We start from the raw sequence: 14,339 nt of genomic DNA on the forward strand, positions 1-14,339 counted from the left end.
CGCGAGCCGGGGCCGGTCCGGCGAGCCGAAGGTGAGGCCTGGAGCATGACGAAGGGCCGCCTGCGCGTGCTGCTCGGGGCGGCGCCCGGCGTCGGCAAGACCTACACGATGCTCGAGGAGGGCCGCCGGCTCGCCGACGAGGGCCGCGACGTCGTGGTCGCCGTGGTCGAGACGCACGGCCGCTCGGCCACCGCCGCCGTGCTCGAGGGCCTCGAGGTGGTGCCGCGCCGCCGCCTCGAGCACCGCGGAGTCGCGCTCGAGGAGATGGATCTGGAGGCGGTGCTCGAGCGCCGCCCGGACATCGCGCTGGTCGACGAGCTCGCGCACCAACGCCCCCGGTTCGCGGAACACCAAGCGCTGGGAGGACGTCCGCACCCTGCTCGAGGCCGGCATCACCGTGTTCTCGACGGTCAACATCCAGCACATCGAGTCGCTCAACGACGTGGTGCAGGCGATCACCGGGGCACCGCAGCGCGAGACGATCCCGGACGCGGTGCTCCGCTCCGCCGACCAGATCGAGGTCGTCGACTTGGCGCCCAAGGCCCTGCGCGACCGGCTCGCCGACGGCCGCGCTCTACCCGCCGGAGCGCATCGACGCGGCGCTCTCGAACTACTTCCGCCTCGGCAACCTCACCGCGCTGCGCGAGCTCGCCCTGCTCTGGCTGCGCGGACGAGGTCGACAGCGCGCTGCGCGACTACCGCGTCGAGAACGGCATCGACAGCACCTGGGAGGCGCGCGAGCGCGTGGTCGTGACGCTCACCGGAGGGCCGGAGGGCGAGACGCTGCTGCGGCGAGGGCGCGGATCGCGGCGCGCTCCTCCGGGGGCGACCTGCTGGCCGTGCATGTGGTGACGCCGGACGGACTGCGCACCCCTCGGCCGGACCTGCTCGAGGCGCAGCGCGCGCTGGTCGAGTCGCTCGGCGGCAGCTACCACCAGGTCGTCGGCGAGGACGTGCCGCGCGCGCTCGTCGAGTTCGCCCGCTCGGTCAACGCGACCCAGCTGGTGCTCGGCGTCAGCCGCCGCAGCCGGATCGCCGCGGCGCTCACCCCCGGCATCGGCGCGACGGTCATCCGCGAGTCCGGCAACATCGACGTGCACATCGTCAGCCACTCGGCCGCGGGGCGGAGCGCACTGCTCCCCGGCGCGCGGGCGCGCTGACGGTGCGGCGCCGGCTGGCCGGGGCGGGCCTCGCCCTCGTCGGCGGACCGCTGCTCACCTGGCTGCTGTCGATGCTCAGGAACGACGAGTCGATCACGAGCGACGTGCTCTCGTACCAGCTGCTCGTGGTGCTGGTCGCGCTCGTCGGCGGCATCTGGCCGCGCTGTTCGCGGCCGTGCTCTCGGGACTGACGCTCGACTTCTTCTTCGTCGATCCGCTCTACACGATCACCGTCGACGAGCCGCTGCACGCGCTCGCGCTGGTCCTCTACGTGGTCAACGCGGTGCTGGTGAGCTCGGTGGTCGACGTGGCAGCACGGCGCTCGCGGGCGGCGAAGCGCTCGGGGGCGGAGTCGGAGCTGCTCGCGACGATCGCCGGCGGGGTCATCCGCGGCCAGGGCGCGGTGCAGGCGATCCTCGAGCGCGCGCGCGAAGCCTTCGGGCTGACGGGGGTGCGGCTCGTGCGCGACGGGACCGTGGTCGCCGTCGACGGAGAGCCTCAGGAGGAGCCGGTCTCGGTTCCGGTCGGGCGCAGCGCCGTGCTCGAGCTGCACGGCCGCGAGCTGGAGGCGAGCGAGCGGCGGTTGCTGCAGGTGGTCGCGGCGCAGCTCGACTCCGTCCTCGAGAACGCGGCGCTCACCGAGACGGCGAGCGAGCTCGCTCCGCTGGCCGAGACCGACCGGGTGCGCAGCGCTCTGCTGTCGGCGGTCAGCCACGACCTGCGCCGCCCACTGGCCGCCGCGACCGCCGCGGTCAGCGGGCTGCGCTCACCCGACATCGCATGGAGCGATCGCGACCGGCAGGAGCTGCTCGCCACCGCCGACGAGAGCCTGACCGTGCTGGCGGCCCTCGTCACCGATCTGCTCGACGTCACGCGGCTCGAGGCGGGGGCGCTCGCCGTGGCGCTCGCCCCGCTGGACGCGGCCGACGTCGTGCTGCCGGCGCTCGACGAGCTGGGGCTCGGACCGGGCGAGGTCGACCTCGACCTGGACCTCGACGGGCCGGAGCTGCTCGCCGATGCGGGACTCCTGCAGCGCGTGATCGTGAACCTGCTGGCGAACGCCTCGCGCTACGCGCCTCCCGGGACCCGTGTGCGCATCGCGACCAGCGCCTTCGGCCGCTCGGGGCAGATCCGCATCGTCGACCACGGCCCCGGGGTCGCTCCCGAGCGGCAGGAGGAGATCTTCGTGCCGTTCCAGCGCCTGGGCGACGACGACAACCTGACCGGGCTGGGGCTGGGGCTCGCACTGTCGAAGGGAGTTCACGGAGGGGATGGGCGGCACGCTCGAGACCGAGGACACCCCGGGGGGCGAGGCTGACGATGGTGGTGACGCTGCCGCTGGCTCCGGCCGCTCCTGCTCCCATCGCTCCTGAGGAGGACGCGTGAAGATCCTGATCGCCGACGACGACCCGCAGATCCTGCGGGCGCTGCGCATCACCCTGACCGCCCGCGGCTACGAGGTGGTGACGGCGGGAGACGGGACGGAGGCGGTGAACCGCGCGGTGGACGAGCATCCGGACCTCTACATGATCGATCTGGGCATGCCGCGGCTCGACGGCGTCGAGGTGATCCACGCGCTGCGCGGCTGGACGAGCGCGCCGATCCTCGTGGTGTCGGGGCGGACGGGGGCGGCCGACAAGGTCGACGCGCTCGACGCCGGAGCGGACGACTACGTGACCAAGCCGTTCTCGATGGACGAGGTGCTCGCGCGCATCCGGGCGCTGTCGCGGCGCGTGCAGCCGGCCGACGGCGAGCCGCTCGTGGTGATCGGCGACGTGACGATCGACCTGGTCGCCAAGAGCGCGACGCGGGCGGGCGCGGGGTGCGGCTCACTCCGACGGAGTGGCAGGTGCTCGAGATCCTGGTGAGGAACGCGGGGAAGCTGGTGACGCGACGCTCGCTCCTGGACGAGATCTGGGGGCCCGCACACGTCACCGACACGGGCTACCTGCGGCTGTACCTCGCGCAGCTGCGGAAGAAGCTCGAGCCGGATCCGTCGCATCCGCGGTACCTGCTGACGGAGGCGGGGATGGGGTACCGGTTCGTTCCGGGGGTGTGAGGGGGTTCTCGATACGCCCCTTCGGCCTGATCGACCAGCGCCGACGGTGCTCGACATGCGGTTCTCCGGTGATCGAGTAGCCCGCGCATCGAGATCCACCCGTCCCGGTACAGGCGTCAGCCGGCGTGCGGGAGCAGCACTTCCACGACACCTTCGGTGACGCGGGTCTCGAACCTCGGCTGGGGCGACGTGGCGGGGCCGCGGAGCACCTCGCCCGACTCCAGGGAGAAGGAGCTGCCGTGCCAGGGGCACGAGACGCAGGCCTCGCCGTCCTTCGCCTCCTGCAGCTCGCCCTCGTCGAGGGGGCCCGAGAGGTGGCTGCAGACGTTCGACAGCACGTTCACCTTCCCGCCGTGGCGGAAGGCGAGCAGCGGAGTGCCGGCGACGACCTTATTCACGAGCTCCTTCTCGGGCAGCTCGCTCGGAGGCCAGCTCCTGCCAGCCGGCGAGGAAGCGGTGCGGCACGTCCTCGGTGTGGTTCGCTCCGGACGCCTGCCGGTAGCTGAGGTGCCCGCCGAGGTACCCGCCGCCCGAGACGACGGCCAGGCCCAGCATGCCCAGGACCTTCCCGCTCGTGCGGTGGCCGCGCCCGCGCTCGATGAAGGAGGCCGCGTAGAGGGCCGTCGCGACGATGTTGGCGGTGGCGTGGACGAGTCCGACGCGGGTCTGCTGCTCGTGCAGCTCGGACCAGTCCGTCCAGCCCGTCGCGGCGGTCGGCAGGACGCTGACCACTCCCAGCCCGACCAGGGCGCGGGCGGCGCGGTCGTTGCCGGGCAGGAGGTCCAGGACCGCGGCCGACACCCAGGCGCCGGTAGGGACGAGGACGAGCAGCGGATGCACGGGGTGCCCGACCGGGACGCCGTGCAGAACGTCGCGCACCGGCTGAGGAGCGGACGACCGCGTTCACGACGTTCTTCACGCGCCCGACGAGCGGGTCGAGGGCGGCGGCGTTCTCGAGGCGGCTGACGAGCTTGACGAACTTCATTTCGCGCATGCCCCCAGCGCACTCCGCCGGGGCCCGCGACAACAGGGGTTGCGGTGTGCGCCGTGAGGGAACCCCGGACCGTCGAGGGAACCGGCTGTTGCGGGATGTCTCGACGGTTCGGGGTTCCCCGGTGCGGGCGGAGGAGAATGGGAGGACCCCCAGCGAAGGAGAACCCGTGGATCAGCCGCGCATGAACGTCGAGTCGTTCAACCTCGATCACCGCACCGTCGCCGCGCCGTACGTGCGCCTCGCCGACGCCAAGACGCTGCCGGGCGGCGACCACCTCGTGAAGTACGACGTGCGCTTCACCCAGCCCAACCGCACCCACCTCGAGATGCCGACCGTGCACTCCCTCGAGCACCTGTTCGCCGAGAAGTCGCGCAACCACTCCGACCGCGTCGTCGACTTCTCGCCGATGGGCTGCCAGACCGGCTTCTACCTGATCCTCTCGGGCGAAGCCCGAGGCTGCCCGAGGTGCTCTCGCTCGTCGAGGACACCCTCCGCGACATCACCGAGGCCGACGAGGTCCCCGCCGCCAGCGAGGACGCAGTGCGGCTGGGGGCCAACCACTCGCTCGAGGGGCGCTCAGGAGGCGGCGCGCGCGTTCCTCGCGCAGCGCTCCGAGTGGGAGACGGTGACCGCGTGAGCGACGCGATCGTCCTGGTGGCGATGGACGAGGAGGCGCAGCCGTTCCTCGAGAAGGCCGAGCGCGCCTCCGAGCCGCGGACCGTCGGCAACGCTCTGCAGTACGACCTCGAGATCGACGGCGGCACCGTGCTGCTCGTGCGCACGGGCGTGGGCCTCGTGAACGCGGCGGGCGGACTGACGGCCGCGGTCCTCCAGGATCCGTCGCCGCTGGTGATCAGCGCCGGCTCGGCCGGCGGGCTGGGCGCGGAGGTGCGGGTCGGCGATGTGGTCGTCGGCGACGAGTACGTGCAGACGGACGCCGACGCCCGGGCCTTCGGCTACGAGCTGGGGCAGGTCCCCGGCATGCCGGCGCGCTACTCCGGGCACGCCCCCGCCCTGGCGGCCGAGCTGGTCGCGGAGGTGCCGAACGGTGCCGTCCCGGTGCGTCGCGGGTTGATCGTGTCGGGGGACGTCTTCGTCTCGGGCGACCACGTCGAGCGCGTGCGCGGAGCGTTCCCCGCGGCGCTCGCGACCGACATGGAGTCGGTGTCGCTCGCGCAGACGGCGCACGTGCACGGCGTGCCGTTCGTCTCGGTGCGCGGCATCTCGGACCTCTGCGCTCGGGGCAGTTCGAGGCCCACGTCGATGACGCGGCGGACCGCTCGGCGGTCGTCGTGCTGGCGCTGCTGCGGGCGCTGCGCGCCGCCTGGGCCGGCCACCGCTCGCGGAGTCGACCCCCTCCGGGGTCTGCGTGGACTGCAGGCCCCGTTCGCGCCGACTCGGTCGAGCGGTCAGGACCGGGTGGACGCGGAACGGGGCCCGCGCCGTGCGCAGGGCCCCGTTCACGTCGAGTCGACGGAGGCGCTACTCGTCGCCGATGCGCTGGTCGGCGGCCTTCTCGGCACCGTCGATCTGGCCGTCGAACTTCCCGCCGGAGGCCTTGCCGCGGCGTCGCCCGCCTTGTCCAGACCCTGATCGGTCATCTTCTCGCCCTTGTCGCTGTTCGCGAAGTCCTTGGCGCTTGTCGCCGGAGTCCGCCGAGGTCCATGGTTGTTCGCTTCCATCGGAGAGCGCCCGCCGGTCGGCGGGTCCAGGCCAGTCTGCGCGCGCTGCGGGGAGTCCCCAGGGGTTGCCGCGGGCCCGCCGCCGGGTGCACCCTCGGCGCCGACGTCCTGCTGCCGGCGCGGGCTGCGACTCGACGCGAACCGGGCGCGCTCACGGCATCAGCGGCAGCCGCCCCACGATCTTGTCGACGCGGTTCCGCGGGCCGACCAGGCTCACGGCCAGGTACTCGACCACGTCCGACCCGCTTCCCGCGACCAGGGCGAGGAACTCGTCGTACACCCGCGTCGCCTGCGCGGCGACCGGCACGTCCGCGACGAACACGTCGGGGTGCGCCTCGGCCTTCGCGCGGAGGGAGGCGAGCGCCGCCGCGTCGGCGACCAGGATCGAGCAGCCCGCCCAGGGCAGTCCGACGTGCACCGAGCCGTCGGCGTCGGGGACATCCGGACCGAGCAGGCCCGCGACTCCGGACGACGTGGCCGCCGCCGCGCAGACGGCCGCGTTGACCGCGCGGCCCGCGGGCAGCGACCCGTCGACGACGATCACCCACTTCAGTCGGGCGGAGCGGGTGGATGCGGCGGTGTCGATCTCGTCGGGCGCGAATCCGATGGTCATGGTGGTCTCCTCCTGAGCGGTGTGCGGGGTCGATGCTAGGGGGATGTGCGGAGCAGCTGCGCGATGACCGTGCAAGTACGGAGGCGACCCTAGAATCGCCCCCATGGACGAACTCGATGCGGCGATCCTCCGCGAACTGCAGTCGGATGCACGGAAGTCGAACCGCGACGTCGCGGCCGCCGTCGAGGTCTCGCCCACCACGGCGCTGGATCGCACGCGGGCGCTCCGGGCCCGCGGAGTGATCCGCGGGGCGGTGCTCGACGTCGATCTCGGGCGATCGGCCGTCCCGTCCAGGCCCTGATCGCGGTCCGCATCCGCCCGCCGTCGCGCGTCGCGATCGAGGCGTTCCGCGACTGGGTGTCGGCGCTGCCCGAGACGATCGGCCTGTTCGTCACCGCGGGCACCGACGACTTCGTGATCCACGTCGCCGTGCCCGACAACGACGCTCTGTACGCGTTCGTCATCGATCGGCTGACCCAGCGGCGCGAGGTCGCGGACGTGCGCACCTCGGTGGTCTACGAGCACCTGCGGAGCACTCCGGCGATCCCGTGACGGGAATTCCTCCGGAGATGTCGATATCCGTCCTCGCCGTTCGACGTCACAGTAGGAGGACGCATCCGGCGCCCCGGACACGAAGGAGAGAACCGTGAAGTACATGCTCATCATGCGCGCGACCGACGAGGCCAAGAAGGCCTACGAGTCGATCCGTTCGACGAGATCATCACCCGGATGGGCCAGTACAACGAGACCCTGATGACCGCTGGCGTCCTGCTCGCCGGAGAGGGCCTCGCGGACGACGTCGACACGACGGGCTTCGTCGTCGACTTCTCGTCCGAGCCGCCCGCCGTCACCGACGGCCCGTACGGCGAGACCCATGAGCTGTTCAACGGGTTCTGGATGATCCAGGTCTCGTCCAAGGAGGAGGCGAAGGAGTGGGCGCTGCGCTGCCCGCTCGTCCCCGGCAACAAGCTCGAGGTGCGCCGCGTCACCGACGAGAGCGACTTCGCGGACTTCGCCGACAACGAATTCCTCCAGAAGGAGGAGGGCTGGCGCGACGAGCTCGGGCAGGCCCGCTGACGATGGACGCAAGCAGGGCGGCCGTCGACGCGGTCTGGCGCATCGAGAGCGCCAGGATCGTCGCGACGCTCGTGCGGACGACCGGCGACGTCGGCCTCGCCGAGGACCTCGCCCAGGAGGCCCTCGTCGAAGCGCTGAAGCAGTGGCCGGAGTCGGGGGTGCCGCGGAACCGGGGCGCGTGGCTGACCGCGGTCGCGAAGCGCCGGGCGGTCGACGGCTGGCGGCGGCGCGAGCGGCTCGACGAGCGGTACCGCGCGCTGGCCCACGACCTGCAGGAGGGCGCGGAGGACGAGTGGGAGCCGATCGGCGACGACGTCCTCCGCCTCGTCTTCGTCGCGTGCCACCCGGTGCTCTCGCGCGAGGCGAGCATCGCGCTGACCCTGCGACTGGTCGGGGGCCTCAGTGCCGAGGCGATCGCGCGGCTGTTCCTCGTGCCCGTCGCGACGGTGCAGCAGCGCATCGTCCGGGCGAAGAAGTCGCTGGCCGCGGCCGGCGTGCCGTTCGAGACTCCCGAGCCGGCGGAGTGGAAGGGCGGCTCTCCGCCGTGCTCGGCGTGGTCTACCTGATCTTCACCGAGGGGTACGCCGCCACCTCCGGCGACCGCTGGGTGCGGAGCGAGGTGGCGCAGGAGGCGCTGCGGCTGGGCCGCGTCCTCGCCGGCCTGCTGCCGCGCGAGCCGGAGGTGCTGGGGCTGCTCGCCCTGATGGAGCTGCAGGCGTCGCGCCTCGCCGCGCGCACCGCGGCCGACGGCACTCCGGTGCTGCTCGAGGACCAGGACCGCACGCGCTGGGACCGCGCGCAGATCACTCGGGGCCGCGAGGCGCTGCTCCGCTCGGATCGGCTGGGCCGCGGGCGCGGCTCCTACGCGCTGCAGGCGGCGATCGCCGAGTGCCACGCCGTCGCCCCGAGCGTCTCCGCGACCGAATGGGAGCGGATCGCGCTGCTCTACGAGGTGCTGGGGCGCATCGCTCCGAGCCCCGTCGTGGAGCTCAACCGCGCGGTGGCGGTGTCGATGGCGACGGGTCCCGCGTCTGCCCTGCTGATCGTCGACCGCCTGGCGTCGGAGGGGGCGCTGCGGGGATCGCACCTGCTGCCGAGCGTGCGGGGGGAGCTGCTCGCGCTTGGACCGGAGGGAGGAGGCGCGCTCGGAGTTCGCGACGGCCGCCGCCCTGGCCGGCAACGACCGCGCGCGCGCTGCTGGAGGCGCGGGCCGCGTCGCTGTGATGCCGCACCTGCCCGCCCCGCGAACCGGGTCCAGTTCCACTCTCCAGAAGTTGTCGTACTCGAGTGCCGAGTACGACAGCTTGTGAGGACTCGCTTCTTCGGCCGGAAACGAGTGTCCAAGAGTCGTCGTACTCGAGCTCGAGTACGACGACTTTCGAGGAGTGGTGTGGGGCGGGGCGGGGCCGGGCTACGCCTCCGTCACCACGCCGCCCTCGACGCGCCACTGCCGGTTCAGCTGCACCGTCTCGAGCATGCGCCGGTCGTGGGTGACCAGCAGCAGCGTGCCCTCGTACGACTCCAGGGCCTGCTCGGGCTGCTCGATCGCCGGCAGGTCGAGGTGGTTGGTCGGCTCGTCGAGGACCAGCAGGTTCGTGCCGCGCGCCTGGAGCAGCGCCAGCGCCGCGCGGGTGCGCTCGCCCGGAGACAGCTCGCCCACCGGCCGCCCCACGTGGTCGGCCTTCAGGCCGAACTTCGCCAGCAGTGTGCGCACCTCGGCGGTCGGGTACTCGGAACGAGCGCCTCGAAGGCGTCGGCGAGTGGTGCGTCGGAGGCGAGCATCGCCCTCGCCTGGTCGATCTCGCCGATCGCGACGCTGGTGCCGAGCGAGGCCGACCCGTCCTCGGGCGCGGCGCGGCCGAGCAGCAGCGACAGGAGGGTCGACTTGCCGGCGCCGTTGGGTCCGGTGATCCCGATCCGGTCGCCCGCGTCGACCTGCAGCGAGACGGGGCCGAGCGTGAAGGAGCCGCGGCGCGCGACCGCTCCGCTCAGCGTCGACACGACCGAGCTCGAGCGCGGCGCCGTGCCGATCGTGAAGGCCAGCTGCCACTCCTTGCGCGGCTCCTCGACCTCCTCGAGGCGCGCGATGCGGCTCTCCATCTGGCGCACCTTCTGCGCCTGCTTCTCGCTCGACTCCGACGACGCCTTGCGCCGGATCTTGTCGTTGTCGGGCGCCTTCTTCATCGCGTTCCGGACGCCCTGACTCGACCACTCGCGCTGCGTGCGGGCCCGCGAGACCAGGTCGGACTTCTGCTCCGCGAAGTCCTCGTACTTCTCGCGGCGCTGGCGGCGCGCGGTCTCGCGCTCCTCGAGGTACGACTCGTAGCCGCCGCCGAACACGGTGGTGGTGCCCTGCGCGAGATCGAGCTCGAGCACGCGCGTGACGCTGCGGCGCAGGAACTCCCGGTCGTGGCTGACCAGCACGACCCCTCCGCGCAGGCCGCGGACGAACGCCTCGAGGCGCTCGAGCCCGTCGAGGTCGAGGTCGTTCGTCGGCTCGTCCAGCAGCACGACGTCGAACCGCGACAGCAGGAGCGCCGCGAGCCCCACGCGCGCCGCCTGCCCGCCCGACAGGGAGGTCAGTGAGGGAGGAGGCCGCCACTCCGCCCTGCCCCAGCGCGAGTCCGAGGTCGGCCAGCACCACGGGGGTCCGCTCGTCGAGGTCGGCCGCGCCGCTCGCGAGCCAGCGGTCGAGCGCGAGGGCGTAGCGGTCGGCGATGCTGCCGTCCGGATCGGGGTCGGCGAAGGCGGAGGCGGCCGCGTCCAGCTCGGCCGACGCCTCGGCGCAGCCCGTGCGGCGGGCCAGGTACGCCGAGACGGTCGCGCCCTCGCGCCGCTCGTGCTCCTGGGGCAGCCAGCCGACGAACGCGTCGCCCGGGGCCAGCACGACCCGGCCGTCCAGCGGAGCGGTCTCGCCGGCGAGGATGCGCAGCAGGGTGGACTTGCCGGCTCCGTTCGCTCCCACGACGCCGACCACGTCCCCGGGGGCGACCGTGAGGTCGAGTCCGTCGAACAGGGTGCGGTGCGCATAGCCTCCGGAGAGGCCCTTGGCGACGAGGGTGGCGGTCACCGGTCCAGCGTAGGCGGCGCCGGGAGGTCGGTCCGGATCGCTAGAGGCTCTGATAGCACGCGCGTCTAGGATGGCCGGATGAGCGAGACGACCCAGAGGAGCGGCGCCGGGTACTGGTATCCCGACGAGTCCTCCACCCGGCGCGCCGTCGAGGTGCTCAGCGCGATGCGCACCTACCGCGTCTCGGAGGTGGCGATGCGCCGCCGCACCCGCGAGAAGATGGCGATGGGCGAGACCGATCTGATCGCCATCCAGTACCTCCTGCGGCGCCAGCGGAGCGACGAGATCGTGAGCGCGAAGGACCTCGCTGCGCACCTCTCCATCCTCCGCCTCGACCACCGTGCTGATCGACCGGCTCGTCCGCAGCGGCCACCTCGTGCGGAAGCCGCACCCCACCGACCGGCGCGGCATCGTCGTCGAGGCCACCGTGGACAGCGACCGCGAGGTGCGCGAGACGCTCGAGCACATGCACCGGCGCATGCTCGAGATCGCCGAGGGCCTCGAGGCCGGCGAGGCCGAGGTCGTCGTCAACTTCCTCCGCCGGATGAGCTCCGCGGTCGACGAGATCGACGCCGAGATCGAGGACGAGGACGCCGATCAGCCGCATTCCGAGGTTAGCTAGATTCTCTAGTAGAAAGTCTGTCTAGAGATAGGCTGAGGCCATGGGTCAATTCCTCTACGGCACGCCGCCGGCCGTCATCGAGATCGAGGACCGGACCCTGGCTCATCTCCAGATCGTGATCTACGCCAAGTTCCGCCGCGACGAGCGCTTCCCGCTCACCCTCGACGCCATGCCCGAGGGGGCCCGTGGCCGCCACTCCTTCTGGATGAATCCCAACATCGCTCTGCAGTTCCACTTCGCGGGCAGCCGCCGGCCGACGATCAACCCGGCCTGGGTCGAGCTGCTCATGGACGCGGCGAACGGCGGAGGCGGCCTGCGCATGCTGCCCGAGCCGCACGCCTGAGCCGGACGCGGCGCGTCCGACGCCGGCGCCCGTCTCCTAGGGTGGACCCGAGTGCCCGGGGCGGGGGCTCCACGAGGGGCGGGGACACATGCGCGCAGCACGGGCGGGATCGGCACGGCGCCACGCGGTACGGAGTGACGCGGCACGGAGCGGGGGCGCGCTGCTGGCGCTCGCCGCGGCCCTCGCGCTCGCCGGCTGCTCGGCGCCGAGCCCGACCCCGACGGTCACCGTCACGGTCTTCGCGGAGGCGACTCCCACTCCCGACCCCACCGTGACCGCCGCGCTGCCGCAGGCCACGGCCACCGTGTTCGTGCGCAGCCCGAGGTCACCGTGACCATCACTCCGAATCCCGTTCCCGAGATCCCCGAGACCGCCTTCGCGACCGACTTCGGCTCGGCTCCGGGAGCGACCGGCACGCCGACGACGAACGGCGCGGGCGCGATCGTCAGCTACACGGTCGTGGCGGGCGACACGTTCTTCGACATCGCGCAGCGCTTCGGGATCCCCGTGCAGCAGCTGCTCCGGATGAACACCGGAGGTGGCGGGGGCCGGCGAGGCCGTCTACATCGGGCGCGTGATCAACCTCGACGCGAGCACGCTCGGCTGACCGGCCGAGGGACGAGGCCGGACGGACCGGCCGAGCCGACCGGCACGCTACTGCGATTTCGGCAGGATGTGGAACGCGACGGCCAGCGACAGCGAGATCGCCGCGATGCCGCCGAAGAAGATGAACCCGGCCAGCTCGGGGAACAGGAAGGCGTTCCCGAGGGCGAGGATCCCGCCGAGGAACAGCGCGAACGCGAGGACGACGCCCAGACCAGTCATTCCCTCATCGTACCGGGCTCACGGGAGCAGGAGGGTCGCGAGCTCCTCCGCCTCGGACACCACGGCCACCGTGCCGGCCGCCTCGGCGGGGGACCCGTAGCCCCACTCGACCATGATCGTCCAGGATCCCGTGCGCCGCGGCGCCGTGGACGTCGTGCTCGCGGTCGCCGACCATGACCGGCGCCGAGAGGTCGACGTCGAGCTCGCGGAGGCGGCGGAGCGCCTCCTCGACGACATCGGCTCTGGCGCTGCGCACCTCGTCCTCGGAGGCGCCGCAGATGACCGTGAAGTACTGCGCGAGACCGTAGTGCTCGAGGACCCGGCGCGCGGCCGACTCGGGCTTCGACGTCGCCAGCGACAGGGGCACGCCCGCCTCGGCGATGCGCGCGAGGACGTCGGGGACGCCGGGGTAGACGGAGGAGTCGAAGAGACCGCCGGCGTTGTAGCGGCGGCGGTACACGACGAGGGCGGCCTGCGCCTCCTCGGCGCTCATCCCGCCGAGCGCGCGGAACGCGTCGAGCAGGGGCGGGCCGACGTAGGCCAGGAGCTCGACCGGCGTGGGGACGGGGCGGCCCAGCTCGACGAAGGTGTCGACGAGCGTCCCGGTGATGCCGGGCGCCGAGTCGGTGATGGTGCCGTCGAGGTCGAAGAGGATGCAGGTCCAGGTTCCGGCGCGTTCGCCGAGATCCGGTCGGGGCGAGTGTCGTGTCCGGACATGGCGGGGCTCCTGACCTCGGGTGACGCGGGGGACGCCGACGCTGCCCCGTCGGGGAGAACACTCTACGGGCGCTCGGTGCTCTCGGAGTGCGTTCTCGATGAACGAGCGGGTCACGACCTGGGCGATCGAGCCGGCGTCGAGCTGCACGGCGACGAAGTCGGCGGTGCGGATGAGCGCGAACGCCTCGCGCCCGGGCAGCACCAGCATCTGCACGCGGGGGTGCTGCTGGCGCGGGATCGCGGTGCGGACCTCGTCGGTCGAGGTGAAGAGCGGGAGCACCTGCTCACCGGTCGTCGTCGCGACCGTCCGCACGTGCGGCACGCCTCCGGGCTGCGAGCCCGTGACGTCGACCACGAGCGAGCCCTCGAGGCGGGCGGTGAGGAGGCGATCGACGGCCTCCGTGGACGGAGCGGCGACCAGTGCCTCCAGAGCCTCGCGCGCCGGGGCGTTGCGGTAGGGCCCGGGCCGTGCCGGGCGGGCGGGGGTCCGACTCTCCGTGCCATGCCTCTCACGCTATCCGGGATCGCTTCGCACTCCGAATCGGCGGATCGGTTCTGATCGGCGCCTTTCCCGCGTGAATCCCCCGCGGAGAAGTCGTCCTCCGAGAGGAATGCCGTCATCGGCGAATGCAGTGTCCGACGAGTGCTGTGCAAGTCGTGGGAGTCCGCTATTGCGGCGATTCTTCGCGACAAGGGACCGGATAAAGAGCGCGACGGGCTCGAATCATCACCGAGAATGATCTCTGCTCGGGAGAAAAGGGGTAATGTCTTCTCTCGTCCAGTACTTAACAGGAGGAAAAGTGGCTCAGAAGATCACTCTCGTCGACGACATCGACGGAACGCCCATCGATTCCGGAGAAGGCGGAACCGTCCGCTTCAGCATCGACGGCGCCAACTACGAGATCGATCTCGGCCCCGACAACATCGAGGCTCTGCACTCCGCTCTCGGAGAAGTTCGTCTCCAGCGCCCGTCGGGTCGGCTCCCGCCCCGCGGCCGCCTCCTCGGTCGCCTCGGCGTCCAAGAGCGACCCCAAGCAGCTCAAGGCGATCCGCGAGTGGGCGAACGCCAACGGGCACCAGGTGTCCGACCGCGGCCGCATCCCGGCCGAGGTCCAGGCGGCCTACGCCGCCGCCAACAAGTAGAGCGTCCCGCTCGAACGGCGAAGGCCCCGCGGAA

Annotated in this window: 14 protein-coding genes and 6 pseudogenes; 14 read left to right on the forward strand and 6 right to left on the reverse strand. The window is 72.3% G+C overall.

The genetic code is table 11. The features are described from left to right. Positions 1-45: 45 nt before the first annotated feature. Both AC0CII_RS16040 and AC0CII_RS16045 read left to right on the forward strand, forming a co-directional pair. Positions 46-2,546 (forward strand): annotated as a pseudogene (locus tag AC0CII_RS16040) (sensor histidine kinase). Then, positions 2,543-3,219 (forward strand): annotated as a pseudogene (locus tag AC0CII_RS16045) (response regulator). Before AC0CII_RS16040 ends, AC0CII_RS16045 begins: the two co-directional pseudogenes overlap by 4 nt. 116 nt (positions 3,220-3,335) lie before the next feature. On the opposite strand, the gene AC0CII_RS16050 reads toward AC0CII_RS16045, so the two are convergent. Further along, positions 3,336-3,617, reverse strand: a complete 282-nt coding sequence (locus AC0CII_RS16050; RefSeq protein ID WP_465230014.1) for a Rieske (2Fe-2S) protein — start codon at positions 3,615-3,617, stop codon at positions 3,336-3,338. After that, the gene (locus AC0CII_RS16055; RefSeq protein ID WP_465230015.1) at positions 3,610-4,059 is read right to left on the reverse strand and encodes a DUF2231 domain-containing protein; all 450 of its coding nucleotides are present in this window, start codon (positions 4,057-4,059) and stop codon (positions 3,610-3,612) included. Before AC0CII_RS16055 ends, AC0CII_RS16050 begins: the two co-directional genes overlap by 8 nt. On the opposite strand from AC0CII_RS16055, the gene AC0CII_RS16060 reads away from it, so the two are divergent. The 3 genes from AC0CII_RS16060 to mtnN all read left to right on the forward strand — a co-directional run bounded on the left by AC0CII_RS16060 (position 4,054) and on the right by mtnN (position 5,806). Continuing rightward, positions 4,054-4,185, forward strand: coding sequence for a hypothetical protein (locus AC0CII_RS16060; RefSeq protein ID WP_465230016.1), 132 nt, complete (start codon positions 4,054-4,056; stop codon positions 4,183-4,185). The two genes, AC0CII_RS16055 and AC0CII_RS16060, sit on opposite strands and share 6 nt — an antisense overlap. 194 nt (positions 4,186-4,379) lie before the next feature. Beyond that, positions 4,380-4,850, forward strand: coding sequence for an S-ribosylhomocysteine lyase (locus AC0CII_RS16065; protein ID WP_465230017.1), 471 nt, complete (start codon positions 4,380-4,382; stop codon positions 4,848-4,850). Further along, positions 4,847-5,806, forward strand: a complete 960-nt coding sequence (mtnN, locus tag AC0CII_RS16070; protein ID WP_465230018.1) for a 5'-methylthioadenosine/S-adenosylhomocysteine nucleosidase — start codon at positions 4,847-4,849, stop codon at positions 5,804-5,806. Before AC0CII_RS16065 ends, mtnN begins: the two co-directional genes overlap by 4 nt. 240 nt (positions 5,807-6,046) lie before the next feature. Here mtnN and AC0CII_RS16075 read toward each other — a convergent pair whose 3' ends face one another. After that, a complete protein-coding gene (locus AC0CII_RS16075) occupies positions 6,047-6,508 on the reverse strand; it encodes a DUF2000 domain-containing protein (RefSeq protein WP_465230019.1) in 462 nt (153 codons plus the stop codon). A 103-nt stretch (positions 6,509-6,611) separates the two neighbouring features. Between AC0CII_RS16075 and AC0CII_RS16080 the strand changes: the two genes are divergently transcribed. From AC0CII_RS16080 to AC0CII_RS16095, 4 genes and pseudogenes are all read left to right on the forward strand, one after another. Next, positions 6,612-6,809 (forward strand): Lrp/AsnC family transcriptional regulator, encoded by a 198-nt coding sequence (locus AC0CII_RS16080; RefSeq protein ID WP_465230020.1) that lies wholly within the window; start codon positions 6,612-6,614, stop codon positions 6,807-6,809. Positions 6,810-6,865: 56 nt separating this feature from the next. Further along, a complete protein-coding gene (locus AC0CII_RS16085; protein WP_465230021.1) occupies positions 6,866-7,060 on the forward strand; it encodes an Lrp/AsnC ligand binding domain-containing protein in 195 nt (64 codons plus the stop codon). A 94-nt stretch (positions 7,061-7,154) separates the two neighbouring features. After that, positions 7,155-7,585 (forward strand): annotated as a pseudogene (locus AC0CII_RS16090) (YciI family protein). A 2-nt stretch (positions 7,586-7,587) separates the two neighbouring features. Continuing rightward, a pseudogene (locus AC0CII_RS16095) lies at positions 7,588-8,778 on the forward strand (RNA polymerase sigma factor); the annotation flags it as partial. A gap of 218 nt (positions 8,779-8,996) precedes the next feature. On the opposite strand, the pseudogene AC0CII_RS16100 reads toward AC0CII_RS16095, so the two are convergent. Continuing rightward, a pseudogene (locus AC0CII_RS16100) lies at positions 8,997-10,655 on the reverse strand (ABC-F family ATP-binding cassette domain-containing protein). A 78-nt stretch (positions 10,656-10,733) separates the two neighbouring features. Between AC0CII_RS16100 and AC0CII_RS16105 the strand changes: the two are divergent. The 3 genes from AC0CII_RS16105 (at position 10,734) to AC0CII_RS16115 (ending at position 11,954) form a co-directional block, all read left to right on the forward strand. Then, complete coding sequence (locus AC0CII_RS16105; RefSeq protein WP_465230022.1) at positions 10,734-11,273, forward strand: hypothetical protein; 540 nt, start codon at positions 10,734-10,736, stop codon at positions 11,271-11,273. A gap of 44 nt (positions 11,274-11,317) precedes the next feature. Further along, entirely contained in the window at positions 11,318-11,620 is a 303-nt protein-coding gene (locus AC0CII_RS16110; RefSeq protein ID WP_465230023.1) for a DUF7882 family protein, read from the forward strand. Positions 11,621-11,708: 88 nt separating this feature from the next. After that, the gene (locus AC0CII_RS16115) at positions 11,709-11,954 is read left to right on the forward strand and encodes a hypothetical protein (RefSeq protein ID WP_465230024.1); all 246 of its coding nucleotides are present in this window, start codon (positions 11,709-11,711) and stop codon (positions 11,952-11,954) included. A gap of 320 nt (positions 11,955-12,274) precedes the next feature. On the opposite strand, the gene AC0CII_RS16120 is transcribed toward AC0CII_RS16115, so the two are convergent. After that, complete coding sequence (locus tag AC0CII_RS16120; protein ID WP_207403269.1) at positions 12,275-12,445, reverse strand: hypothetical protein; 171 nt, start codon at positions 12,443-12,445, stop codon at positions 12,275-12,277. A gap of 4 nt (positions 12,446-12,449) precedes the next feature. After that, positions 12,450-13,592, reverse strand: coding sequence for an HAD hydrolase-like protein (locus AC0CII_RS16125; RefSeq protein WP_465230955.1), 1,143 nt, complete (start codon positions 13,590-13,592; stop codon positions 12,450-12,452). Between the two features lie 334 nt (positions 13,593-13,926). On the opposite strand from AC0CII_RS16125, the pseudogene AC0CII_RS16130 reads away from it, so the two are divergent. Further along, positions 13,927-14,052, forward strand: a pseudogene (locus AC0CII_RS16130) (hypothetical protein); the annotation flags it as partial. 157 nt (positions 14,053-14,209) lie between these two features. Beyond that, positions 14,210-14,305: an Lsr2 family DNA-binding protein gene (locus AC0CII_RS16135; protein WP_465230956.1), complete on the forward strand. Its 96-nt coding sequence runs from the start codon at positions 14,210-14,212 to the stop codon at positions 14,303-14,305. Positions 14,306-14,339 lie beyond the last annotated feature (34 nt).

The organism is Rathayibacter sp. AC182 (assembly GCF_979253875.1).